Origin of the sequence: Streptomyces tendae (assembly GCF_008632955.1) — a bacterium.
In the GTDB taxonomy this organism is placed as follows: domain Bacteria; phylum Actinomycetota; class Actinomycetes; order Streptomycetales; family Streptomycetaceae; genus Streptomyces.
Map to the genome: position 1 here is coordinate 329,687 of NZ_CP043959.1, position 24,423 is coordinate 354,109.

Sequence of the window (24,423 nt, forward strand, 5' to 3'; positions counted from 1 at the left end):
CACGGTTCCGTGTCGGGACGTGTGCATGTCAGGCGCGTCGGCCGCGGGCTGTCCTCGCGGGCCGATAGGCTGAACGCATGACGCGAGCCGAGCAGCCCACGGCCCCTCAACCGGCCCCCGACGACGCCCTTGTCGCGGACTCCCGCGAGCGTGCCGTCCGCGCCCTGCTGCGCCGACCGCAGGTGAAACGACTGTGGAGCGCGCAGCTCGTGGGCGGGATCGGTGACGTCCTCGCCCTCCTCGTGCTGGTGCTCCTGGCCCTCCAGGCCTCGGTCGCCGAGCAGGCGTTCGGCGGCGGGTACCGCGGAGCGGCGTTCGCAGTGGCGACCGTTTTCGGCGTGCGCATCCTCGCGACGCTGCTGTTCGGCGCCGTGCTCCTCGGCCCGCTCACCTCACTCACCTCCCAGGACGGGCCCCTGGACCGCCGCTGGACCATGGTCGGCGCGGACGGACTGCGGGCCGCGCTGCTCATCGTGGCGCCGCTGTGGATCGACTGGACCCCGGACAACGCGCTGGCGATCCTCCTGGTCACCGCGTTCGTGGCCGGCGTCGCCGAGCGGTTCTGGACGGTGTGCCGCGAGAGCGCCGCGCCCGCCCTGCTGCCCGGACCGCCGCCCGAGGGCGCCAGCATCCGGCCGCTGCCCGACCACATGGACGCCCTGCGCCGGCTGTCCCTGCGCACCGGCTTCGTCGCGATACCGCTCGCCGCCCTGACGCTCGTCGTCGCCGCCCTGTGCAACAACCTGCTGGGCACGGGGATCGAGTGGTTCGGCGAGCACCAGGCGGCGCTCGCCTCGTACGTCGCGGCGGGACTGTTCGCCGCGTCGCTGTCCGTCGTCACCTTCCTGGACCTGCCCGGCACCCGCACGCCCCGCCCGCGCTCGCCGCTGGAGGGCCTGCGCCGCCCGCGGGGCGCCGCAGGACCCGACAAGGGCCGCACCGGCGCGCTGCCGCTGCTGGTGCTCGCGGGCGCGTCCGTGGCCGGCGCGGTGGCGGCCGCCGTCGCCGTGTCGGTGCTGCACGCCAAGGACCTGGGCGGCGGGCCCGTGCTCTTCGGCCTGATGGTGGGCGCGCTGACCGGCGGCGTGGTCGTCGGCATCCGTACCGCGCCGCTGCTGATGCCGTCCCTGTCCCGGCGCCGGATGCTCTCCCTCACGCTCGCCTTCACGGGCGTCGCCCTGCTGGCCGCCGGACTCGTGCCGGACGTGACCAGCGTGCTGCTGATCCTGACCCTGGCCGGCGCCGGCGCGGGAATGGCCGCCAACATCGGGCACACCCTGCTCGACCAGGAGACCGAGGAGCAGCGCCGGGCCCGGGTCACCGAGCACCTGCACGCGGTGGTCCGCGTGTACGTGGCGCTCGGCGCGGTCGTCGCCCCCGTGGCGGCGGCGGCGATCGGACCGCACCGCCTGGAGAACGGCAAGTTCGTCTTCGCGCACGGCGGCGCCGCCTTCACGCTCATACTGGTCGGCGCGCTGCTGCTGCCGGTGGCCGCGCTGGTGCTGGCCAAGGTCGACGACCGCTCCGGCGTCCCGCTGCGGCAGGACCTGCGCGACGCGCTGCTCGGCGGCGACGACCCCGCGCCCACCTCCGCCGCCTCCGGTTTCTTCATCGCCCTGGAGGGCGGCGACGGCGCCGGGAAGTCCACCCAGGCCGAGGCGCTCGCCGAGTGGATCCGCTCCAAGGGCCACGAGGTCGTCCTCACGCGCGAGCCGGGGGCGACCCCGGTCGGCAAGCGGCTGCGCTCCATCCTGCTGGACGTCTCCAGCGCCGGCCTCTCGCACCGCGCCGAGGCCCTGCTGTACGCCGCCGACCGCGCGGAGCACGTCGACACCGTCGTGCGCCCGGCGCTGGAGCGCGGCGCCGTGGTCATCAGCGACCGGTACATCGACTCCTCCGTCGCCTACCAGGGCGCCGGGCGGGACCTGTCGCCCACCGAGATCGCCCGCATCAACCGCTGGGCCACCGACGGACTCGTACCGCACCTGACGGTGCTGCTCGACGTCTCGCCGGAGGCCGCGCGGGAGCGCTTCACCGAGGCGCCCGACCGGCTGGAGTCCGAGCCCGCGGAGTTCCACGCGCGCGTGCGCTCCGGCTTCCTCACGCTGGCCGCCGCCGACCCCGGCCGCTATCTGGTGGTCGACGCCGGCCAGGAGCCGGAGGCGGTCACCACGGTGATCCGGCACCGGCTCGACCGGGTGCTGCCGCTGTCCGAGGCCGAGATCGCGGCGCGCGAGGAGGCGCGCCGCAAGGCCGAGGAAGAGGCCCGCCGCAAGGCGGAGGAGGAGGCCGCCCGCAAGGCCGAGGAGGAGCGCCTGGAGCGTGAGCGCGAGGAGCAGCTCGCCAAGCTGCGCGCCGAGGAGGAGGAGCGCAAGCGGCGCGAGCTGGAGGAGGCCCAGCGGCGCGAGGCCGAGCGGCAGGCGGAGGAGGCCCGGCAGCGTGCCGAGGAGGCCCGCCGGCGTGCCGAGGAGGAGCGTCAGCGGCTGCTCGCCGAGGAGAAGGCGCGTGCCGAGGAGGAGGCGCGCCGCAAGGCCGAGGAGGAGCGCCGCCGCAAGCAGGCCGAGGAAGAGGAGCGGCTGCGCGCCGAGGCGGAGGCACAGCGCCTGGAGAAGCAGCGCAAGGCGGAGGAGGCACTGCTGCGCGCGGAGCAGGCCCGGCAGCTCGCCGAGCGCGCGGCGGCCGCCGCGGAGGCGGGCCCGCGCAACACCGTGACGCCCTCCGAGGCCCCGGCCCGGCCCTCCGGAACGCCGCCCCGGCCTTCCGCGGGTCCGGCCGCCGACGAGGCCCTGACCGTGCCGACGCCGCTGGTGACGCCGACGAACGCGACGGGCGGACCGGTGGACGAGACGGCCGTACTGCCCCGGGTGCGGGACGAGGACGGCGCACCGGAGCCGGACCGGCCGGCGCCGGCCGACACCGAGGTGACGACGGAACTGCCCCTGCCGCAGGTGCCGCCGGGTGCGGCGGACGAGACGGCGGTGCTGCCCCCGGTTCCGCCGGGCGCGGCCGACGAGACGGCGGTACTGCCTCCGGTGCGGGGCGGCGAGCCCGGTCCGGGCCGGGGCGCGGAGGAGCCCGAGGACCGTACGCGTGAGCTGCCCCAGGTGGACGCCGAAGGCGCCCCGCGCCGTCGGCAGCGGTCCGACTGGGCCGAGGAGACCCCGCTGGACGACCTGCCGTCCCTGGCCGACGAACTGCTCGGCCCGCACGACGACCAGGGCGACGACGAGGGCCGTGGCGGCGGGCGGTGGCGTCGGCGCTGAGGGGCGCTTGTTCCACAGGTGGTGCCGGGCGGGCCTTCGGGCGCGCCCGGCACCGTCGTAGGCGGCGGATGTGACGCCCGCCGGGACGGGTGTGTCGGTGCCGACCCGCACAATGGATCCGGCAAGGCACCGATGTGACGGAAGGGCGGGCTGACCCATGACCGTGTGGGACGACCTCGTCGGACAGCAGCGGGTGAGCGAACAGCTCGCCGCCGCCGCCCGGGACGCGGACGCGCTCGTCACCGCCGCGTCGAGCGACGCGCCCCCGCCCGAGGCGTCCCGCATGACCCACGCGTGGCTGTTCACCGGCCCGCCCGGCGCCGGCCGCAACCAGGCGGCGCGGGCCTTCGCCGCCGCGCTGCAGTGCGTCAGCCCGGACCGGGCCCTCGGCGGGACCCCCGGCTGCGGCTTCTGCGACGGCTGCCACACCGCGCTGGTCGGCACCCACGCCGACGTCTCCACGGTCGCCGCCGTCGGCGCGGAGATCCTGGTCAAGGACATGCGCGACACCGTCCGCAAGTCGTTCACCGCCCCGGCGAACGGCCGCTGGCAGGTGATCCTCGTCGAGGACGCCGAGCGGCTCAACGAGAAGTCGGCCAACGCCGTCCTCAAGGCCGTCGAGGAGCCCGCCCCCCGTACGGTCTGGCTGCTGTGCGCGCCCTCCGTCGAGGACGTCCTGCCGACGATCCGCTCCCGCTGCCGCCACCTCAACCTGAGCACGCCGTCGGTGGACGCCGTCGCCGACATGCTGATCCGGCGCGAGGGCATCGAACCGGACGTCGCCGCCTCCGTCGCCCGCGCCACCCAGGGCCACGTCGACCGGGCGCGCCGTCTGGCCACCGACCCGGCCGCCCGCGCCCGCCGCGCCTCCGTGCTGAAGCTGCCGCTGCGGGTCGAGGACGTCGGCGGGGCGCTGAAGGCCGCTCAGGAACTCGTCGACGCGGCGGCCGAGGACGCCAAGCAGCTCGCCGAGGAGATGGACGGCAAGGAGACCGAGGACCTCAAGGCGGCGCTCGGCGCGGTCCAGGGCGGCCGACTGCCCCGCGGCACGGCAGGGGTGGTCAAGGACCTGGAGGACATGCAGAAGCGGCGTAGGACGCGGACCCAGCGCGACAGCCTCGACGTCGCCCTGGCCGACCTCACCAGCTTCTACCGGGACGTCCTCGCCCTGCAGCTCGGCTCCCGCATCGCCCTCGCCAACACGGACGCCGAGGACGCGCTGGAGCGACTGGCCCGGAACAGCACCCCGGAGGCCACGCTGCGCCGGATCGAGGCGATCGCCGCCTGCGGTGAGGCACTGGACCGCAACGTGGCGCCGCTGCTCGCGGTGGAGGCGATGACGATGGCGCTGAGGGCGGGCTGAGCCGGCGTCACCCGGGGAACCGGTCGAGCCACCGTCACGGAGGGTTGGTCGAGCCACCGTCACGGAGGGTTGGCCGAGCCACGGTCACCGAAGGCCGGTCGAGCCACGGTCACCGAAGGCCGGCTGAGCCCCCGCACGACGGCGGCCCGGTCATACCGCGCCGTGGCGCCGTAACTCGTACGGGGAACGGCGTGTGCACAGAGCATTCACCCGGTCGCGCACCGTTACGCTCGCAGCATGCACACAAGGCGCACCCCACGCAGGACCCGTACCGCAGCCGCCCTGCTCGCCACGGCCGCGCTGTTGCTCGCGGGCTGCTCCTCCGGAAGTTCGACGAGCAGGGCCAGTACGCCGGTGGCGGGAGCGGCCGCCGCCCTCGCCCCCCTGCCCGGCCCCACGCCGTCGGCCCTCGCGCCGTACTACAAGCAGAAACCGGCCTGGCGGGACTGCGGCGCCCCCGGCTTCCAGTGCGCCACGCTCAAGGCCCCGCTCGACTACGCCGAACCGTCCGCGGGTGACGTGCGCCTCGCCGTCTCCCGCAAGAAGGCCACAGGGCCCGGCAAGCGGCTCGGCTCGCTGCTGGTCAACCCCGGCGGACCGGGCGGCTCGGCGGTCGGCTACCTCCAGGCGTACGCCGGCCTCGGTTACCCGGCCGACGTGCGCGCCCGGTACGACGTCGTCGCCGTCGACCCGCGGGGCGTCGCCCGCAGCGAGCCCGTCGAGTGCCTGGACGGGCCGGAGATGGACGCGTACACCCGCGTCGACACCACGCCGGACGACGAGAAGGAGACCGAGGCGCTCGTCACGGCGTACCGGAAGTTCGCCGAGGGGTGCGGGGCGGGCGCGCCGAAGCTGCTGCGCCATGTGTCGACCGTCGAGGCGGCCCGGGACATGGACATCGTGCGCGCGGCGCTGGGCGACGAGAAGCTGACGTACGTCGGCGCCTCGTACGGCACCCTGCTCGGGGCGACGTACGCGGGGCTGTTCCCGGACCGGACCGGGCGGCTGGTGCTGGACGGCGCGATGGACCCCTCGCTGTCCGCCCGGCAGCTCAACCTGGAGCAGACGGAGGGCTTCGGCGCGGCGTTCACCGCCTTCGCCGAGGACTGCGTGCGGCAGAGCGACTGCCCGCTCGGCGGCAAGGGGGCGTCCCCGGCGCGGGTCGGCGAGAACCTGAAGACGTTCTTCGACGCGCTCGACGCCCGCCCGCTCGCCACCGGTGACGCCGACGGCCGCAGGCTGACCGAGTCGCTGGCGACCATGGGCGTGATCGCCGCCCTGTACGACGAGGCGGCCTGGCCGCAGCTGCGCGAGTCGCTGACGGCGGCGATGAAGGAGAAGGACGGCGCCGGGCTCCTCTTCCTCTCCGACAGCTACTACGAGCGGGACGCGAAGGGGACGTACAGCAACCTGATGTTCGCCAACGCGGCCGTGAACTGCCTCGACCTCCCGCCCGCCTTCGAGGGACCGGACCAGGTGCGGCAGGCGCTCCCCGCCTTCAGGAAGGCGTCCCCGGTGTTCGGCGAGGGGCTCGCCTGGGCGTCGCTGAACTGCGCCTACTGGCCGGTGCGGGCCACGGGGGAGGCGCAGCGGATCGAGGCGAAGGGCGCGGCCCCGATCGTCGTCGTCGGCACCACCCGGGACCCGGCGACCCCGTACCGCTGGGCGGAGGCCCTGGCCGGCCAGCTCGACTCGGCCCGCCTGCTCACCTACGAGGGCGACGGCCACACCGCCTACGGCCGCGGCAGCTCCTGCATCGACTCCGCGATCAACACCTACCTGATCGACGGCACCCCTCCGAGGAACGGAAAGCGCTGCTCGTAGAGGGTGCGGGCACCCCGGAGGCGGTGGCTCGGGCCCGCCTCCGGGGCCGGTACGAAGCACCCTCGGAAACTGTGTAGACTTACCGACGTCGCTGATCGCACCATGGTGCACACGGCGCGCCGCCTTAGCTCAGATGGCCAGAGCAACGCACTCGTAATGCGTAGGTCTCGGGTTCGAATCCCGAAGGCGGCTCCACTGGAACCCCAGGACGGAAGGCATCCGACCTGGGGTTTTGTCGTTCAGCGGATGCGGCGCCGACGGCGGGAGCGGGCCGCGCGGGTGTCCGGGGTCTCAGTTCTGGTCTCAGTAGCGGCTCTGGGGCTGGGCATGAACGTGTCCCCCATGCGGCGCATCGCGTCCTTGGAGAGGTGAGACCTTCCCTTCACGTACCGCCGGGTCTGACTGATCTGCGTGTGCCGCAGGATCTCCATGATCGTGGGCATGTCCACCCCCAGCTCGTTCAGGATCGTGCCGGCGGTGTGGCGGCTCCCGTCGTACAGACGGCGGTCGTCGATGCCTGCTTCCGCGAGTAGTTCCTTGAACTCCGCCCAGTCCTGCCGGGGGTCCAGGGGCCGTCCGTCCGGTCGGGTGAAGACAAGCCCGTGTTCCTGCCACAGCTCCCCGGCTGCGGCGCGCATCTCGTCCTGCTGGGCCTTGTGCTCGCGCAGGTACGGGATGAACGGCGGGGGGATCGGCACGGCGTTGCGGCTCTTCTTGGTCTTGGGCCGGGTGAACACCAGCCCGCCGCCCTGTCGCTCGGGGCAAGCCCGAGCGTGCCGCGTGCAGCCCTTCGGGCACGGCTTGGGGCACCCGCGCTTGTAGCTCTTGTGCGTCTTGCAGTCTGCGGGGCAGGGCTCAAAGCGATGGAACTGGGCGCCGCATGCGTGCGGGTCCTTGCAGCCGTGCCGCCATGTGAGGCGCTGAAGCTGCCACTCGGGCCTGAACAGTTCGTTGTCGAGGTCGACGTACGGCCACCGCAAGCCGAGCGTTTCACCCTGTCGGAATCCCATTCCGACCCCGACGCACCACCTCATGAAGGTGGGCCGTTTGGCGGCGGCCTCGAGGAACGCTTTGGCTTCCTCGGTGGTGAACGGGTTCGCCTCCGTTTCGTCCACGCTGGGCGGGTCCACGAGCGTGGCGACGTTCTCCACGACGAGACGGCGGCGGTGAGCGATTTTCAGGGCGCGGGACAGGATGCGGTGGACCTTCAGCACGTGGGAGGGAGCGTGGCCCTCGTCGAGCATGGCCCGGTACATCCGCTCAAGGTGTTCCGGGGCCAACTTGTCGAGCCTGTGCTTGCCGATGCCGGGGATGATGTCGTTCCGGGTCTTGGACCAGTAGTCGTCCAGGGAACGGGGCTTGAGCTTCAGCGACGCGATGTCGGTGAGGTAGGTGGTCATCCACTGCTCCACCGTCGGCTTACGTCCGGCCTTGGGCGCGCGTCCTTTGTCGCGAAGAGTTTCCAACTCGCGGACCTTGCGCCGCACCTCGGCCTCAGTGCGTGCCCTACGGTGCCGACGATCCGGGCTGCCGTCGTTCTTGACGCCCATCGTCACGCGACCGTGCCACCAGCCGTCATTGCCGAGGTAGATGGACGATTCCAGGTTCGCCCTGCGGGGGCTCATGTGTTCCTCCATGCGGAGGCGGCCCCAGACGCGAGGTCGGGGGCCGCCTGGTGATGATGCGTGGGTCAGTTGGGCAGGGGAGCGAGGTTGGCCACGTAGGCCTCAAGGTCCGAGCGCCGGATGCGCCGGCAGCGTCCCAACTTGATGTACTTCAAGGCTCCGTCGGCCATCAGCTCGTAGAGGGTGGAGCGGCCGATAGCGAGAGCTTCGGCGGCTTCCTCCGGCGTGTAGAGCAGCCGGTCCACAGGCGCGGCGATGACTGTGCTCATCCGGATGTCTCCTAGGCGGGGTTGCTTGGCGGGTGACCCTGCTCTCAGAAGTCCGCTACATCCGCTACAGCGCTACATCGCAGGTCAGCGGGCGGATTTTTGTAGCGGAGAAGTGGCGTGTAGCGGCTACGTGTGCGCTACGGGGTAGTGGGTGTAGCCGCTACACGCTCGGGTGCCGCTACAGATTCACCGGCTCTGAGCTGGGCTGTAGCGGCGTAGCGGCTGTAGCGGTGTTCTGGGGAGGTGGGCAGTAGCGGGCCCACGCGTCGGCCAGGTCGGCGGCGTGGAATCCCTTGAGAACTCCGCCGGCGGTGCGGATGTTGCGGGAGCGGATCGGCTCGTTGTCGGCCGTCATGTACTCCGCGAGCATCCGGGACAGGCGCCGGTTGTCGAGCGGCTTGCCGTCGAGGTCGGCCCAGGGGGCGTCGTCGAGGGCGTTGAGCCGGTCGAGGATGGCGACGGTCGGCAGTCGGTCGATACCGATGAGCACGTGGTCGCGCAGGTCGGTCAGCAGCCGGATTCCGAGACTGTGCTTGTCGGTGTGCTGCGCTGCGGTGACCAGCGTGACGCACGCCTCGCGGGCGCGCTCGGGCCAGTGGCCGCCGATGGCGTCGGCGACCGCGAGCAGCGGCTCCCACACGTCGGCCGGCCGGTCGGTCACGCCGTCCGGCATCTCCGGCCAGGCTCCCGCCACCTGGTCGCGTGCTTGCTCCGCCCACGCGGCGAGGCGATCGCGCAAGGCGTGTCCCTCGGCTTCGTGGATGCGGGCCCGGAAGGGCTCAACACGTTCGCTGCGGGCTCGGCGGCGCATGCGGATGACGACGGAGCGGGTCAGGATCGTGTCCGGCAGGGAGCCGAGTCCGGCGACCGCGACCGCGCAGTACGAGGGGAAGGCCTGCACGGTCTGGTTGCCGCCGTCGCCGATGCACCGGTAGGTGACCCCAGTGCGGCGGTGGCCGGCATTGAGGAATCCGCGCAGTTCCTCGTTGTCCCCGGCCTTGGGGCCGAAGATGGTGTCAATCTCGTCGAACAGGATGGTCGGCCGGCCGTTGGCCCCGGAGACGGCCCGGAACAGGGCGGCGGCGGACGCGTTGACGGCCACCATTGGCTGTGGCACGAGGGTTTCCACGATCTCCAGCGCCCGCGACTTTCCGGACCCCGGTTCGGGGGAGAGGAAGGCGAGGCGGGGGGTGGAGTCGAAGCAGTCGAGCAGGTGGGCGTGCGCGTCCCACAGGGCGACCGCGACGTAGGCGGCTTCGGTGGGGAAGACGTTGAACCGTCGGTGGAAGGCTTCCACCTCGTCCAGCAGCGCAGCCCCGTCGAGCGTGGTGGGGGTCATGCGGCGTTCCTCCGTTCCGGCAGGGCGGGAGCTCCCGTACAGAAGTGCTTGTGCGCGGCGTACTCGGTGACCAGCGCCGCCACCGCGTCCGCTCCGCGCGCTTTGTTGGTGTGGCCGCAGGGGCAGGCGTAGGCGGCGGTGGGGATGCTGGCGTGCCGCTTGGACCAGCGGGCGCCGTCGTAGTGGTGGCGGTAGACCGGCGGGGCGTAGATGCGGATTCCGGGCCGCTCTGGCGTCGGGTCGGCGCTGGGGTGCGCGCCGTCGGCCGGGAATCGGCTCGTCGTGCGGGGAAGAGCAGTTACGACGCCCTGACGGGCGGCGCCCTTCGGCTCGCCCACGGCCGCTGCGTCCACAGGCTGTGGGGCGGCGTGCGGGCCGGTGTGTGCGGTCGGTTGGCCTTCCAAGCGGGGGCGGGGTGCGGTGGTCATGCAGCCTCCCGCGGGCGGGCGGTGCGCTGGCTGCTGTCCAGGGCGCTGCGGATGGTGGTGCGGCACTCGGCAGCGGTGAGTCCGGCCGCCTCGCCCGCCGCTTGGAAGGCGTCCTCTGCCACGTGGCGGGGGAGGTCGCCCCATGCAACGAACCGCCCCACCTTGAACGCGCTGCGGTTGAGCGTGGTGTTGCGCAGGCCGTCCGGGGCGGCGGCCACCGTGGCGCACTCGGCTTCCAGTGCGGCCACGGCCGCGCGGCTGCCGTCGACCGCAGGCAACCGCAACGGGCCCGCAGAGCGCGCGGGAGCTGGACGCAGGATGGCGAGCAGCCATCCGGGCAGCGGTGCGGCCACAGCGGCATTCAGCGCCTCGTACCGTCCGGCGGGGACGATGCTGCCGGCGGCGACGACGTAACCGCCGCACGCCCGCGTGTCGACGGATTCCGCGACCGTGCCCGCCGTGTTAGGCAGTTGCACGCCGTCGGGGGCGGTGAAGTACAGGTGCGTCCCGCCGGTCGCGGTCCGCACCCGGTAGGTGGTGGGGACGGCGTGCCCGGCGCGCTCGCAGAGCGCTGCGAAGGTCGCCGCGCCGCAAGGCGCGTCCGAATTGCCCTTGTGCTCGGGCGTGTCCAGGTCGACCACCAGCAGCCCCGACGGACCGGTAGCGATCCCGACGTTGAACGACGCCCGTGACCACGCCGCGCGGATACGGTCCGGGTCCGTGGTGGCGCGCTGCTCCCACTTCAGATGCCCGGCCGCGCACGGGCCAGTGCGGGTGCAGGCCCTCTCACCGTGCAGGGCGGGCCGCTTGGTGCACGGCCGGAGCGGGAAGACGTGCCAGCCGCGTTCTGCCGCTTCCAGGGCCGCATTCAGCAGGTGCTCGCTCACGCTGCTACCTCCCACGCTGCGGCGAGGTGGGTGAGGGCGTGGCGGCCGGTCCAGCGGGTGTAAGCGGGCGGGATGCATTCTCGGATGCCATCGCGGTTCATCCAGGGCACGCCCATCACACGGCGGGCGAGGTCGACGCCGGAGAAGTTGCCGACGAACTGCCCGTAGTGGCCGAGCGGGACGGGGCGGCCCATCTTCGCCTGCGGGACCCGGTGCGCGGGGTGGGCGGGCTGGGGGAGGGTGAAGCCGCCGCCGGTCTCGAAGAACCGGTGCCGGTAGGTGGCCACTCCAAACATGGGCCCGCACAGCATCACCGGCTGACGCAGCTTAGGCACCGCGCCGCGCACGTTCTCGATGACCCACGGACGGCCGGTGGCTTCCAGGGCGGCGCGGGTGGGGGCGATCAGGTCGGGGTGGGTGTTGCCCTGGATGCGCTGGCACTCGCTGTCGTGCTGGCACGGCGGCGAGGCGTGGATGAAGTCGAATCCGGCCCCGTGCTCCAGGGCGTAGGCGATCGCGTCCGCCTGCACGAACCGGTACGGGTAGCGGGGCTGCGGGGCGATGTCGACGCCGGTCACGTCAAAACCGGCGTCGGCATAGCCCGCGGCTGCGCCGCCCTGGCAGCAGAACAGGTCCAGTAAGTGCGGCCGACGGCCGGACACTCGCCGGACGATGGCGGGGTGGGTCATGCTGGAGTCCTCCAACAGATCTGTTGTGGATTGGTTGGGCAAGGGCGGCCCCGCGTTCATTGGCGTGAGGTGGGGGCCGCCCTTGGCGTAGCTAGCTGTGGAAGTGGTTGCGCTTGAACACGGCGCGGCGGATGTTCACCGTCGTGCCGCTGCTGCCGCCGTTCGTGCCGAGGACCTGGACGGCGAGCCAGCCGCCGAAGACGACGGCGGCCAGGATGACGAGCTGGGCGACGAACGCGGTGAGCGCGGCGATGAACGAGGTGAGCAGCAGCAGTCCGCCGCAGACGGCGAGGAAGCCGACGCCTCCGAGGGCGACGTTCACCGCCGCACGGGAGACGGCCGGCTTGGCGGCCACGGGTTCGGTTCGGGCGGGGTCGATGGCGTAGCCGGTGACGACGCGTCCGTTGGGGAGGACGATGCTCGCCACCGTCGGCACCGTTCCTGGCTGTACCGGCACGACCGGCGCCGGGTGGACGGCCGGGGGCGGTATCGGGGTGGGCTGGTGGACTTCCACGGCCCGCTGTGCGGGGCGTTTGGGGTTGTGGTCGGCGTGCATGCGGAATCCCTTCCGGTGCTCGGTGAGGGAGGTGGAGACACCCCCTGCCGGGGTGTTCTGGAGGGGGGTTTCGGGGGTCTGACGTGCGGGCCTCCCTGACTCCCTGACCGGTCAAGAGTGCTGGTCAGGGGCAGGGAGGCGGGTCAGGGAGGCTGTGAGGGAGTTCTCCCTGCCTCCCTGACCCGCAGGTGGTCGGCTCCCTGCCGTCATCCGGCGGAAGCGGAACCGTCTGAGTCGCGGTTGGCGAGGGCGCGGGTGAGGCGTTCGCGGGCGACGACCATGCGGCCGTCGGACTTGTACGGCTCCGCGCCGGTGCCGTCCAGGACGCGGCGCAGGTCGGCGAACGTCCACCGTCCGTAGGCGTCCTCGTTGAGCGCGGTGAGCCGCTTGAGGACGTCCTGGGTGACTAGCCGCGGGCTCTCGCCGAACACGCTGTGGATGTCGGCGAGCGGGTCACGGTCCTCGCCGCGGTCGATGACCCGCAGCGTGGTCACCCCGTCCCGCATCCGCTTCGCACGCTCGGCGACCTCGGTGGCCGTGTCGGTGTCGATGTAGTGCGTGCGGACCGTGATGGACGACTGCCCCGCCGGGATGGCGATCCCGTCGGAGGCGACGACCACGGTGCCCTTGTCGAGTCCGGGGCGCAGGAGGTTGGGGGCGGCGCCGCCGTCGACGGCTTTGTCCCCCAGCGCCATGCGCGCCTGCGACTCCGTGCCGAGGGCGAGAGCGGCGCGGGTGTGGGCGCCCTCGCGGACCAGCTTGGGGAGGTTCTGGTCGGTGGGGTCCTGGGTGCCCTGCCACAGCAGCACGTTCACCGCCCGCCCCTGGTTGTGGATCTTGCGGGCGGCCATGAAGTACCGCGAGGTGGCCTTGGAGCCGCCGTAGGGCCGCTTGTCGGCGTCGACCAGCGGGCACATGAACGCCACCTGCGCCTCATCGACCAGCAGGATCAGCGGCGGGAAGGCGGTGCCGGGCGGGGCCTGGAGACGGCGCTCCATCTCGCTCACGCCGTCCTCGATCATCTCGGTCGCCTCGATGACGTGGTCATCGGTCGGGCCCTGGATGAGCACGGTGGCGAGGCCGTCGAACATGGCCCAGTCGCCGGCTCCCTTGAGGTCGGCGATCCGGAACTCCACCGTGCGGTCCAGCGCCAGCCAGAGGGCGAGCGCGCGCAGGGCGGCGGTCTTGCCCTGGTTGGACAGGCCGGTGATGAGCAGGTGCCGCTGGTAGAGGGACAGGGCGGCGGCGTCGCCGCGCAGGTCCTGACCCCACGGTGCCTTGCCCTTGGCGTAGTCGGCGGTCAGCGTCTCGTCGGTGACCAGCGGGGACGGGCCGATCGGCTCGTCCAGTGCGCCGGAGTCGGCGATCCACAGGCGGACGGTGCGGGCGGCCTGGGGGATGGTGATGAATACCTCATGCTCGTGCCGGGTGAGGTTCTCCGCGAGCTTCCGCCGCCGGTTCTGCACCTCGATCGTCGACACCCCCGACGGGAGCGTGACGTCGACTTCCACGCCGCATCCCGCGATCGTGATCGGCCCGAGCATGGACGCTCCGGCGTCGCCCATCTCCTTGATGGCGTTGCGCAGCGCGGGGATACCGAGGTCGCGCAGCGCCTTGACCACGATGGACGGCGTGATCGGCTCCCCCTCACCCGAGCGGACGTTCGCCGGGAGCGCCCAATGGGGTGCTGCCTGCTGCTGCCGGCCGACGGCCCACAGGGCGAGCAGCGCGAGGAACGGGCCGATCGTGACGGCCGGTCCCCAGACGATCTGCACGATGCGGACGAGTAACGCGATGAAGTCGATGGTCGCCGACAACGGCGTCACCACGTCCCTCACCTCACCAGAGTTGATGGCGAGGACGACGCCGAGGGCGACCAGGACGCCGATGCTCATGCCAGCGCCCACGGCTACACCCTTGGCAGCATCCACGGGCGAGTGCAGCAGGTCCATACGGCGGTGATGGCGGGCGGCGCGGAAACGGCTCAGCCGCTCCTCCCACTCCTCCGCCGCCTCCAGGTTCCCCGCGGCCTCCGCCGCCCGGATCATCCGCTCATAGCGGGCGCCGGTACGGCCGTCCCAGGCACGGCGGGCCACGATCCGCCCGCCGTTGAACGTGTAGAGGCCGTGCCGGACAACGGCGCGGCCGGCCGACCGGGTGCGCTCGTGCGTCACCGCAGCCTTCACGGCGCGCCCCGACCGGACCCACAACGGCACGGGTCGCGAGGTGGGCCCGTCAGGGGCCTTGTGGAGGTGTACGACGTTCTCAGACATGCTGGGAGTTCTCCTGACTGCCCCACTGGGGCGGTTGTGAGGGAGAGCCGGGGTGGCCGGGGCCGTGGAAAGCGCGGCCACCCCGGCGCGTTTCGGGGCTGGTCACCACCAGCCGGATGACTTCTTGGCGGCCTTGGCGCGGGCGGCCTCGGTGATGAGCCGCTGCCGCTCGCCGTGCAGCGCGTTCAACTCCGCCGTCAGCCGCATCTCCGCAGCGGACGTGGTGGACTCGAGCTGCTGCTCCGCGCGGCCGGTGGAACGGCCGCGGGCGAGGCGGTAGGTGCCGCTCGCGGCGGCGCGGGCCATCGCGCGGCGCTCACGGCCGGACAGCGGCCACAACTCCCCCCGCCGGACCGCTTCCAGCTTCTTGTTGGTGTGCCGGATCTCGCGGTCCAGACGGCGAATGTCAGCGTTGCTCACGGTGTGCTCCCTTCCGACCCGCGCGGGTCGGGGTAGGCGCAGGGCACGCAACAGCCCAGCGCTGCGGGGATGACGTATCCGGCATCACGCCGGCAGGACGGACACGTACGACGCGCGCGGTTGGCCCTCTCCAGCGCCGCCCGCCGTGCCGGGGTCATTGGACGGACCGGCACGGCCAGGTCGACGCGATACAGGTAGGCCACCAGCGGGCCCCGACGACGGCGGGGCCGTTCGAGCTGCGCCGCAACCGGTTGGCCGCCGGGCCGCAGCCCGAGCGCGCGGAGTTGGCGGCGGGTGGCGTAACCGTCCGGTGCGAGGCGCCACCGGAACACCGGCAGCGCTCCCATCACGCGGCCTCAACCACGGCGCGCTCGGCAAGGAGGGTGTCGCGCAACTTGCGGGCGTTCGCGGGCGAGGTATGGATGGTTCGGCGGATGCCCTCGGCCGACACCTTGGCGTCCGGCCAGTCGGCCGTCGCCGCCCGCGCCTCAGCAAGCAACTGCTCCCAGGTGCGCTTGGGTCGGGGCGATCGGGCCACCTCGGGAAGTCGACCGGTCGCCCGACGCGGCCGACTCGACTCCGCCGCCACCGGCCGCCGTGCGGCGGGCGCAGGGTCGGTCGGGGCGGGGATGGCGGGCATCGGCTTGAGCGGGGGAATCGACTTGCCCAGGTCGACCGCGACCGGTTCCGGCACGGTCAGCCGGGTCAGCGTCACCGGGGCGGGCGGAGCCGATTCCGGCACGTCAGCCATAGACCGTTTCCTCACGGACTCGGTGGATTCCTCCATATTCGTGCCTGTGGTGGCGGTGAGGGTGGGGGTGCCGAACATCGAGGCGAGGGCAGCGTCAGCGCCGGCGGTGACGCGGTCGCGCTGCACGTCCAGCAGCCTCGATCCGAGCGTGGCGTCGCCGACCCCGACCTTGCGGGCCAGCCGCCACGACTTGCGCTCGGACCGCTTCTTGACCCGATCGCTGGGGTGGTGGGCGGCGCGGGCCCGGTGGTAGGCGAGAGCCTGCACCAGATCGGCCGTGCGGCGCTCGTTCTCCGCGTCCCGGCCGTCGGTGTGCACCACGATCCGCCGGGCCAGGAACGCCATCCCCTCGGCGGAGACGGACATGCCCATCGGGGTCAGGGCGTAGATGACCGTGCGCCCGAGGTCGGGGGCGGCCATCGCGCCCATGACGGCGGCGGCGGCCGGCAGCGCCCACAGGCCGACGCGGACGATGCGCGGGGAGGACTGGCCCAGCATGGTCAGCCCGAGCAGCACCAGGGCGAGCACGGCGGTGGCGCCCTCACCGGCGGCGAGCGCACCGAGCGCGGTGCCCTTGCCGTAGGCGTGGCCGATGTTGCTGTAGGTGCCGATCCCGCCGAACACGCCCGTGGCCAGCATCGGCACGAACGCGGCAGTGATCACGGCAATCTGTGCGCGGGTCAGAGACCGGTCCGGGGTGCTCACGCGGCACCTCCCGGCAGGCTCGCGCCGTCCGTCTGGTTGAGCTGGGCGAGACGGGCGGCGAGCGCGCGGCGGCGGGCCCGACGGATGCGCCGGTTGTCCAGCTCGGTCGGCGTGCGGTCCAGGGCGGTGATGTAGGCGTCGAGCAGGTCGACGTCCGCCAGGATGACGGGCATCTCCCGCTCGATCGCGTCCAGCTCCGCGTCCGTCGGCTCCATGAAGTCGCCGAACGCGGTAACAGCTTCCTGAACAGTGACGATGTGGCTCATGGGTCGTGGTCTCCCTAGCAGGTGAAACGGCCCGAACAGCGCCCCCGGAGCTGCAACTCCGGGGGCGCGCCGTTGTGGGATGGGGTCCGCTGTCAGTGGCGGACGATCTTGCGGATCTCGACGTTGCGGCCGTAGCCGTCGCGCAGGCGGACGATCTTGAAGCAGCCGCCGCCCACGTCGGTGATCAAGTGCTTCTCGCCCTCGTAGTCGACGACCGTGCCGACATGGTCGACGTAGATGTGCTTGGGGTTGGTGATCCGGCGCATGCCTGGCCCTCTTCGGTTGGGAAGGGTGGACGACCGGCCCGCCCGAGGTGGGCGGGGAACCGGCTCCCCTCGGCGCCGCACGTACGAGACGCGCAGCGGAGGCAACCGGCCGCAGCCGATGAGCTGCGGAGAGGCTGAGGTGCGTGGTATCTCCTTCGGGAACACGAGCTCCCGTTTCAGGCGTATGGAGACGTGACCTTTCGGTCTAAGCCCTCCCGAATGACAAGGGTCGGGTGCGCCCTCGGCCCGCTCTGTCCCGGGCCCCTGGTAGTGCAGGTCGAACAGCCACAACAACGCCCCCCGTCTTGCTTAGGGGGGGTTGCGTCATTGCGTGATAGGTACGGTAAGCAAACCTATGGGTGCGCGCAACCCCCTCTGGCGATACAGTCGGATAGCCCCCCTAGGCGATGATTGGAGAGTCGTGCACGACGACATGGAGCGAGTCGCTGGGATTGCGGAGCCCGTTGACCGGGCTAAGGCAGCAATCGACCTGATGGCGACGTATCAGGGGTGGGTGCTTGAGCTGTCTCGCATCCGCCGCGAGGCCATCGAAGAAGCGCAGGCGTCCGGCATGACTCAAGCGGAGATCGCTACTCGTTTGGGTGTGAGCCGTGGGCGTGTCGGCCAGCTGGCATCCGCCGGCCCGCCCCCGGAGCGAGCGTTCTTCGGCACCGACCTCGTGACCGTCTCCCTCGGAGGCAAGTACGAGGCCGGGAAGGGGCCTGAGCAGAACCCGGGCGAGGTAGTGGCCAGGGAGGACCTCGACAACTTCGAGCACCTGCGGAAGCTGCTGAGCGGCATGAAGCTGGACGCGCAGTACGAGGTGATTCCGCCGTCCGGCATCGTCAACCTGAACCGTGACAACCATGTGGTTGTGTGCGGTCCCCGCCTGTCGCCCATCGTGGCTCAGGTGCTGGAGGGGGATGACTACCTACGGTTTGAGAAGGATCACGCCTGGCACCTGGTTGACCAGAAGACCGGGCAGCGGTACCGGTCGCCGATGGACGAGGACGGAACCCATGGTGACTTCGGCTATCTCGGTCGCCTTCCGCGGCTCGATGGTCGCGGCACCTTCCTCTACGTGGCCGGCATCCATGCCATCGGTGCGAACGGAGTCGTCCACTACCTGGACAACAACCTTGCTGAGCTGTACCGAGAGGTCCGCACGAAGCGCTTCTCCACGCTGATCTCGTGCCGCTACAACCCCGACACCCTGGAAGTGCTGGAGAGCCGCAGGGTGACTCCTCTGTACCGACACGAGGGCTGATCATGCAAGTTGCCATTGAAACCCAACCCGGTGGTTCCGCACCCAACGAAGACTGGGTGGCTGGCACGCCGACACTCGCTGTTGTGCTGGATGGACTCAGTACGGCAGGCCTGGACACGGGGTGTCGCCATGGTGTGCCGTGGTACGTGTCCCACCTCGGCAGCCAACTCGTGGCTGCCCTAGCAAATACCAGTGTCTCCTTGGCGGCTGGTCTGGCCGAGGCCATCGAACGGGTGGCGGCGCTACATCCCGGATGCGACTTGAAGAACCCTGGCACACCCTCAGCCACGGTTTCCGTTCTCCGTCAACGGGGCGGGTACCTCGATCACCTAGTCCTGGCGGATTCGCCAGTTGTCTTTGAAGAACATCATGACTTCACTGTGATCACTGATCTCCGTGTCGATGAAGTCCTTCCGGATCTGAGAGCCGAGGTCGAGCAGTACGAGACTCACACGGTGGAGCACGAAAAAGCTCTGCGACGGTTCGTGACCGCACAGCGACAGAGTCGCAATACCTCCACCGGCTACTGGGTAGCGGCAGCCGATCCCGAGGCTGCTTCTCACGCCATCGTGGGCAGCACGGCCGCTGAGGCAGTACGTGCCGCCGCCGTTCTGTCCGACGGCGCTTCGCGTCTCGTGACGGAGTACGCAATGGCAACGTGGGCTGAAGTCTTCGCAATGCTGCGAGCGGACGGACCGCGCGAGCTACTCAGAGAGGTTCGGAAGGTGGAAGCCACGGATCCGACGGGTCGGCGTTGGCCGCGCTACAAGTCGGGCGACGACGCGTCCGTTGCGTTCTGTCAATGGTGATGGCCGTGCCGAGGTGACCTTCTAATCCGCTGCGAGCCTTGAGGCAGGCGCGCCGTACAGTAGGTGGATGGCACGCTTGCCTTGAAGGCTCTGTATGTGAGCGGCTCGCAGCTTGCCCTCCGGGCACGTTAGAACAGGTCGAGCTGATCAGTATTTGCCTCGGAGTGGGAGCGTCGCGATGTCTCGTATTCATCGAGGGGGCCAAGAGTTCGGATCACCGTGGCGTCATAAAGCCAACTCAAGTTTCCTTCTTTCTCAAGTCTCCCACTCACCTGGATAGCTAGATCTTCCTCGTGCGCTCTAATTGCTTCGTGGTAGTCCTCGTCATCCGCGAGTCTCACCCGAACCTTTCGAGGGCCAGTAGATAGCAGGGAATCTACGCCGAATACGCCGGGGCTTCCTGCTTGTTTTTTGGCCAGCAGGTGGACTCGACCAGTGATCGAAACTTGGCTTATCGACTGGTCCTCGGCGAGTTTGATCGCGGCCTGCGCCAGCGTGGGGACGTCTGATGCGCGGAACTCGAAGCGATTCTCCAGGTTGGTAGGTGGCGCCGATGTCTTATCCCACTCAATTGTCAGATCGGCCTCATCGGCATTTGTGGCGATACCGAGAATCGCGTTGGTCATTTCGTACGAAATGCCATCCACTACGCCGCTCTCAAATCCCGAGAGGGAACCACTTGACCTGTAGTGTTCCAAGGCTTCGACGGTCGCTCCCACGGCATGCGCAACTGCTTCATTGACCGTGCGTAGGCGAATGACTCCTGGGTCCCAGGCGGACGGGAGGGCGCCGGGAGACGGCTTGAGGCTTACCTCATCATCAGGTGGCGCCAGGGCCGTAACGATATAGCTCCCCGGTGCCGTTTGGCCCATCATCACTCGATCCAGATACCGGCTGGCGAACCTCCCGTGCCGGTTTACGTAGTGCCGCTCGGGGCCCAGGTAGTATTTGGCGCCAGCCAGCAGCGTCCTACGTGCAGACTCGATAAGGCGCTCGCCGCTCCTCCAGGAGATAAGTCCGCTCGGTGCTCGTGATTCCTTCCTAAATCGAAACTCATCTGATGAAGACAGTGCAATCCGGGGGTAGAGTGACCGAGTCCAAAAATCGTGCTCACGTGACAGCTGAAGCAACGCTGAGCGCATAAGAAGTCGGAAATCTGACGCTGACTGGTCGAGTGGGATGAGGACACTGGGCGTGGTCGAGGAAGAGCCTGCCGATCGAGATGGTGAGTATCGGGCGTAAATGCCTTCGCGACCCCCGACTTCCTCCCAGCCTAGGTCTTTGAGTACTACCTGAAGCCTGCGTGGATCGACATTCTCGGGGATCGCGGTCTCGACGTTATCCATCAAGTGTCTCACCCCTGTCCTGCCTTTCCATGATCTTGACTAATGCAGCAGCATCAAACAGGTTTTCTGTTGGTACGTCGATCACCGGCTTGACCAGAGCTGACGTCTGGCCCTCCAGGTGCGTCCAGTAGCACTCACGCTTGACCAGTAGGCCGCCGTCCACAACCTCCGTCCATGAGAGCTGTTCATACGGCACCGTCATGACGATAAGGATCTTCTTCGGGTACGTGCGCGGGGCGGCCAGGCCCTCAAAGTACTCCCGCTTCGAGAACCTGTACTGAAACGACTTGGTGTCGCGGTCGGGGGTGACCTGCGTGGTGCACTTCAGCTGAGCGAAGAGCATGGCCTCCTGTTGGACATGCGAGGCGGCAGGTCGAATGAACTGGACATCGACTCCGAAGGTGTCCTTGCCGATCACCTCAGCCGAGCAGCCGGCGCTCGCGGCCACACTGGAGACGTACCCCTCTTGGAGCTGCTCCATCATCTTCGTGACGGTGCGCGGGTGTACTGCTCTGATGTTCTGAGCCCGGGGCTTCTTGCCGCCGTCCGCCTCCCGCGAACCCCCCATACGAGACACCCTCCATGTCGTCTCATATGAGAGTAGATCAACTGCGCCGCTACGGGGAGTGGTTGGGTCGTCATCATGAGTCGAACGTTAATGCGAGGCACTGACACCCGCGCACCTTCGGGGTCTTCCTCAGGTCTTCCCCCTGCCGGCGGTTGCCTTCTCCATCCCCCCGAAGATCACCTTGTCTGGATCTGTGGACGGTTCGTCATGGCGGCCTCAAGCTGATCAGCTATGGGGAGAAGTTCGTCGACTGATGCGCGTGGCCAGTCCATGAGATGGCGCCGCAACCTTGCAGGTGTGCTGATGGTGGTCGGCAGTGCGCTAATAGTTGGGGGCGTGGTCCTGATTCGGACGCGCGCTGTGACCTTGGGTGCTGCTCAAGTAGTAAGCCTCACCGGCTTGCTGCTGGCCCTAGGGGGGTTTGTTCTGGGCCTGCTGTCGATGGCGCGGGTGGGTACCGAGAGCCCTCATGTCGTTGAGGGGAGAGAGCGGCTGCGCGACGCCGAACGCCTGTTGGGTGAGGCGCTCCGCCGCCACGCCCAGGAAGCCAGCACACACGAGGACGACGGTGGAGCGGCCCTGACACTGCCAGCGCTATGGGGCGTTACACACTCCCGTCTGGATCTCTATCACGAGATCGCGCTGGGGCAAGCGAGGCGATCTTTCCGGAACGCGCAGATGGCCAGCGGAGCGGGGTTCGTGCTGCTTGTGGCCTTCGTTGTGGTGGCTCTCAGGGCGAGCACGACAGCTGGGTCTGTTGTCGCTGGCGGCCTGGGCGCGGTGGCCGCGGCTCTAGCTGGCTATGTGAGCCGAACCTTCGTGAAGTCGGCGGAAGTCGCTGCGGGGCATCTGCATGCCTACTTTGAGCAACCTTTGGAGTTCTCGCGGTACCTCGCCGCTGAGCGCATGGTGCGGGACGGGGGTCTTGAAGCTGAGCAGAGGGCCGAAGTGTTGGCAGACTTGGCGAAGGCGGTGATCGCAGGTCCGCCTGTGGGAGCTCCGACAGATGGCGCTGTGGGAGCGCAGGCAGGATCAGCGTCCTCATCATGACCACCTGTACCGACTTTGACTGCCGATCTCATACCAACCGCGTGCTGTGAGGTAAGGGGCGGGCCAGCTTCCCCATAGGTCTCAGTAAGGCAGGTATCCGGAGCTGTTCACCGATCCGCGTCAGCCCGAGGTCGGGCTGGCCTGTGGCCTGAGTCTGATGGCGGACGCTCATGGACAGTCCCGGATCAAGTTCGGACAACTCGTGATGCGCGCTTCTGACTCGGGATGCTTTATGGGGATCATCGGCGTCGGACACTGACGTTTGATAGACGTACACCATGGTCTCTGCGCCCCGCTCAGCCGAGCCGACTACCCGGTTCGAGCACCTTGGTGACGCTGACCTGGTGATTGACGCGGTCTACGCCGGTGGGACCTTCGGGCACTCTGGCGATGACCCCATCAGCAAGCTGGTCCCCGGTACCGGCAACCAGGGAGGATTTCGCTACGCCGGGTCGCCGGCGCAGGGGACCGTCCGCTTGGCTGTGCTGTACACCAGTGGCGGTGCTGTGGACTGGCCGGACCACCTGGATGTGGAGACCGGTACCTTCACTTATTACGGCGACAACCGGACCCCGGGTAGGGGGCTTCACGAGACGCCGCGCAAGGGTAACGTGCTGCTGCGCGATGCCTTCGAGCTCTCACATGGCACCGCACAGCAACGGGCCAGCGGCGTGCCGCCGTTCTTGCTTTTCGAGAAGGTTACGCCTGGCCGGAGTGTCCGTTTCCGCGGGTTGCTAGCGCCCGGGGGGCCGACTCTGGCGCCGGACGATGAACTCTCCGCCATCTGGCGGGCATCTGGCGCCCGCCGGTTCCAGAACTACCGCGCCCGCTTCACGGTGTTGGCCGAAGCCAGTGTCCCGCGTACCTGGATCCGCCACCTGCTGGCGGGTGGAGATCCTCTCGGGGGCGACTGTCCGGAAGCCTGGCGGACCTGGGTAGAAAGCCGTGTCTACAGGCCGCTGCTGGCCCCTGCTACGACGGTCATACGCTCGACAGCTCAGCAGCTGCCCAGCGATCCGGTCGGCGAAGCCATCCTGTCGGAAATCCGGGAGTACTTCCGCGGGCGCGAAACAGAGTTCGAGGCCTGTGCCGTGGCTATCTGGCGTCTGATTGCGCCGGCCACCGGGACGGTGGACGTGACACGCCCCAGCCGGGACGGTGGCCGCGATGCCGTCGGCTCGTACGTCCTCGGGCCGTCGGCAGCTCCCATCAGCATCGACTTCGCCCTGGAGGCCAAGTGCTACGGGCCGGGCAACAGCGTTGGGGTCAGAGAAGTCTCCCGGCTCATCTCCCGCATTCGACACCGGAACTTCGGAGTCCTCGTCACCACCTCGCACTTCAACCAGCAGGTCCAGAGCGAGGTACACGAAGACGGGCATCCGATCGCCCTGGTCTGCGGGCGTGACATCACAGACGCGCTCCGCCAGCACGGCAGGACCACTCCCGCGGCGGTGAAGGACTGGCTGCAACAGAGCTTCCCTCGGACTCAGGCGGGCTCGGAGCAGAGACTCGATCGAACCGCTGGGCAAGATCCTGCGCGTGGCAGATGATTGGCATATGCCTGTCGAGACCAGTGAAAACGACGAGACCCGAGCGCCTGACGGGACGCCGTGGTGGGACCTCACCATCCAGCCCGGAACAAAGGCGAAGCCCTTCGGCCAGGAGAAGCGCCTCGCCGCCTGGCTGTGGTTCAACAAGAGCCTGGGTGACACGTTCACGATGCGGGAGCTGCGTGCTGCCCTGGGGCCGGATATCGCCGACAACGCCGAGCACCTCAACCGGCGCCTGCGAGAACTCCGCAAATGCGACTGGAGCATCCCCTCCCAGCGGACCGACAGCACCTTGGCTCAGGACGAATACCGGCTCAAGGCTAAGGGCGGACAGATCTGGCTTCCCGGTGAGAGGGACAAGTACAAGAAGTTCGCCCCCAGCGCCCGCATCCGCCGCCTGGTCATGGACCAGGACGGTTCGCGGTGCAGGATCTGCGGGTTGGGGCCCGACGATACGTACTACGAGGACGGGGAACGGGTCCGGCTCACCATCGGTCATCTGGTTCCGCAGGAGCGGCTGAAGTCTCGAGGGGCCCGGGACGATCTCAGCAACTGGCGCACTGAGTGCTCCCGCTGCAACGAGACTGTGCGTGATGAGGTCCCCGACCCGGAACAGCTCGACGAAGTCCTGGCTGGGCTCAAGCGGCTCACCGCCAAAGAAGCAGGACAGCTTCTCGAATGGATGCGGAAGGGCGAGCGACCGCGGTCCCGGGTCGACCAGGCATACGACCGCGCACGCCGACTGGCTGCGCCAGACCGTGACCGAGTCATCGGAAATTTGGCCGAGCGCCTCGGCGAGAAGGGCTGACCACCAGGCCGTACGGGGCCGCAGCACGGTTGCAGCAGGACGCAGAGGCCTCGGACCAGTTCCGGGGCCCTCTCCGTGTAGAGAGCAGCGAGGCGTTACGG

At 69.7% G+C, this 24,423-nt stretch carries 23 protein-coding genes and 1 tRNA gene; 9 read left to right on the plus strand and 15 right to left on the minus strand.

Translation table 11 applies throughout. The features are described from left to right. Positions 1-77 precede the first annotated feature (77 nt). The 4 genes from tmk to F3L20_RS01595 all read left to right on the plus strand — a co-directional run bounded on the left by tmk (position 78) and on the right by F3L20_RS01595 (position 6,645). A complete protein-coding gene (tmk, locus tag F3L20_RS01580) occupies positions 78-3,263 on the plus strand; it encodes a dTMP kinase (RefSeq protein WP_150151372.1) in 3,186 nt (1,061 codons plus the stop codon). Between the two features lie 157 nt (positions 3,264-3,420). Further along, positions 3,421-4,626: a DNA polymerase III subunit delta' gene (locus F3L20_RS01585; RefSeq protein ID WP_150151375.1), complete on the plus strand. Its 1,206-nt coding sequence runs from the start codon at positions 3,421-3,423 to the stop codon at positions 4,624-4,626. Between the two features lie 237 nt (positions 4,627-4,863). Next, a complete protein-coding gene (locus F3L20_RS01590; protein WP_150151378.1) occupies positions 4,864-6,450 on the plus strand; it encodes an alpha/beta hydrolase in 1,587 nt (528 codons plus the stop codon). A 118-nt stretch (positions 6,451-6,568) separates the two neighbouring features. After that, positions 6,569-6,645, plus strand: a tRNA-Thr gene (locus tag F3L20_RS01595). A gap of 44 nt (positions 6,646-6,689) precedes the next feature. Here F3L20_RS01595 and F3L20_RS01600 read toward each other — a convergent pair. The 13 genes from F3L20_RS01600 to F3L20_RS33880 all read right to left on the minus strand — a co-directional run bounded on the left by F3L20_RS01600 (position 6,690) and on the right by F3L20_RS33880 (position 16,924). Then, positions 6,690-8,075, minus strand: a complete 1,386-nt coding sequence (locus tag F3L20_RS01600) for a tyrosine-type recombinase/integrase (protein ID WP_150151381.1) — start codon at positions 8,073-8,075, stop codon at positions 6,690-6,692. 65 nt (positions 8,076-8,140) lie between these two features. Further along, a complete protein-coding gene (locus F3L20_RS01605; RefSeq protein WP_019527422.1) occupies positions 8,141-8,344 on the minus strand; it encodes a helix-turn-helix domain-containing protein in 204 nt (67 codons plus the stop codon). 178 nt (positions 8,345-8,522) lie between these two features. Further along, the gene (locus tag F3L20_RS01610) at positions 8,523-9,683 is read right to left on the minus strand and encodes a DUF3631 domain-containing protein (protein ID WP_150151384.1); all 1,161 of its coding nucleotides are present in this window, start codon (positions 9,681-9,683) and stop codon (positions 8,523-8,525) included. Then, on the minus strand, positions 9,680-10,021 hold the full coding sequence (locus F3L20_RS01615) for a hypothetical protein (RefSeq protein ID WP_150151387.1): 342 nt from the start codon (positions 10,019-10,021) through the stop codon (positions 9,680-9,682). Before F3L20_RS01615 ends, F3L20_RS01610 begins: the two co-directional genes overlap by 4 nt. A gap of 86 nt (positions 10,022-10,107) precedes the next feature. After that, positions 10,108-10,998 (minus strand): bifunctional DNA primase/polymerase, encoded by an 891-nt coding sequence (locus tag F3L20_RS01620; RefSeq protein ID WP_150151390.1) that lies wholly within the window; start codon positions 10,996-10,998, stop codon positions 10,108-10,110. Then, positions 10,995-11,687, minus strand: coding sequence for an SAM-dependent methyltransferase (locus F3L20_RS01625; protein ID WP_150151393.1), 693 nt, complete (start codon positions 11,685-11,687; stop codon positions 10,995-10,997). Before F3L20_RS01625 ends, F3L20_RS01620 begins: the two co-directional genes overlap by 4 nt. A gap of 91 nt (positions 11,688-11,778) precedes the next feature. Continuing rightward, entirely contained in the window at positions 11,779-12,243 is a 465-nt protein-coding gene (locus F3L20_RS01630) for a hypothetical protein (protein WP_150151397.1), read from the minus strand. A gap of 206 nt (positions 12,244-12,449) precedes the next feature. Further along, complete coding sequence (locus F3L20_RS01635; RefSeq protein WP_150151400.1) at positions 12,450-14,516, minus strand: ATP-binding protein; 2,067 nt, start codon at positions 14,514-14,516, stop codon at positions 12,450-12,452. A gap of 102 nt (positions 14,517-14,618) precedes the next feature. Further along, on the minus strand, positions 14,619-14,936 hold the full coding sequence (locus F3L20_RS01640; protein ID WP_150151404.1) for a hypothetical protein: 318 nt from the start codon (positions 14,934-14,936) through the stop codon (positions 14,619-14,621). Then, entirely contained in the window at positions 14,933-15,283 is a 351-nt protein-coding gene (locus F3L20_RS34375; protein ID WP_150151407.1) for an RRQRL motif-containing zinc-binding protein, read from the minus strand. The genes F3L20_RS01640 and F3L20_RS34375 overlap by 4 nt, the downstream gene beginning before the upstream one ends. Then, the gene (locus F3L20_RS01650) at positions 15,283-16,326 is read right to left on the minus strand and encodes a conjugal transfer protein (RefSeq protein ID WP_240810978.1); all 1,044 of its coding nucleotides are present in this window, start codon (positions 16,324-16,326) and stop codon (positions 15,283-15,285) included. The genes F3L20_RS34375 and F3L20_RS01650 overlap by 1 nt, the downstream gene beginning before the upstream one ends. Positions 16,327-16,388: 62 nt before the next feature. Beyond that, the gene (locus F3L20_RS01655) at positions 16,389-16,658 is read right to left on the minus strand and encodes a DUF6284 family protein (RefSeq protein ID WP_150151413.1); all 270 of its coding nucleotides are present in this window, start codon (positions 16,656-16,658) and stop codon (positions 16,389-16,391) included. Positions 16,659-16,750: 92 nt separating this feature from the next. Then, positions 16,751-16,924: a hypothetical protein gene (locus F3L20_RS33880; protein ID WP_167534441.1), complete on the minus strand. Its 174-nt coding sequence runs from the start codon at positions 16,922-16,924 to the stop codon at positions 16,751-16,753. A 421-nt stretch (positions 16,925-17,345) separates the two neighbouring features. Here F3L20_RS33880 and F3L20_RS01660 point away from each other — a divergent pair, with 421 nt between their 5' ends. Next, positions 17,346-18,191 carry a sigma factor-like helix-turn-helix DNA-binding protein gene (locus tag F3L20_RS01660; RefSeq protein WP_150151416.1) on the plus strand — a complete coding sequence of 282 codons (846 nt, stop codon included), beginning with the start codon at positions 17,346-17,348 and terminating at the stop codon, positions 18,189-18,191. Between the two features lie 2 nt (positions 18,192-18,193). After that, complete coding sequence (locus tag F3L20_RS01665) at positions 18,194-19,000, plus strand: protein phosphatase 2C domain-containing protein (protein WP_167534442.1); 807 nt, start codon at positions 18,194-18,196, stop codon at positions 18,998-19,000. 128 nt (positions 19,001-19,128) lie between these two features. Here F3L20_RS01665 and F3L20_RS01670 read toward each other — a convergent pair whose 3' ends face one another. Both F3L20_RS01670 and F3L20_RS01675 read right to left on the minus strand, forming a co-directional pair. Then, the gene (locus F3L20_RS01670) at positions 19,129-19,719 is read right to left on the minus strand and encodes a hypothetical protein (RefSeq protein WP_150151419.1); all 591 of its coding nucleotides are present in this window, start codon (positions 19,717-19,719) and stop codon (positions 19,129-19,131) included. Positions 19,720-20,338: 619 nt separating this feature from the next. Then, complete coding sequence (locus tag F3L20_RS01675) at positions 20,339-20,830, minus strand: DUF4365 domain-containing protein (RefSeq protein WP_167534443.1); 492 nt, start codon at positions 20,828-20,830, stop codon at positions 20,339-20,341. A gap of 381 nt (positions 20,831-21,211) precedes the next feature. Here F3L20_RS01675 and F3L20_RS01680 point away from each other — a divergent pair, with 381 nt between their 5' ends. The 3 genes from F3L20_RS01680 (at position 21,212) to F3L20_RS01690 (ending at position 24,322) form a co-directional block, all read left to right on the plus strand. After that, a complete protein-coding gene (locus F3L20_RS01680; RefSeq protein WP_150151425.1) occupies positions 21,212-21,964 on the plus strand; it encodes a hypothetical protein in 753 nt (250 codons plus the stop codon). A gap of 344 nt (positions 21,965-22,308) precedes the next feature. Then, the gene (locus tag F3L20_RS01685; protein WP_240810817.1) at positions 22,309-23,514 is read left to right on the plus strand and encodes a restriction endonuclease; all 1,206 of its coding nucleotides are present in this window, start codon (positions 22,309-22,311) and stop codon (positions 23,512-23,514) included. Between the two features lie 7 nt (positions 23,515-23,521). Further along, positions 23,522-24,322: an HNH endonuclease gene (locus tag F3L20_RS01690; protein ID WP_150151431.1), complete on the plus strand. Its 801-nt coding sequence runs from the start codon at positions 23,522-23,524 to the stop codon at positions 24,320-24,322. Positions 24,323-24,423: the final 101 nt, after the last annotated feature.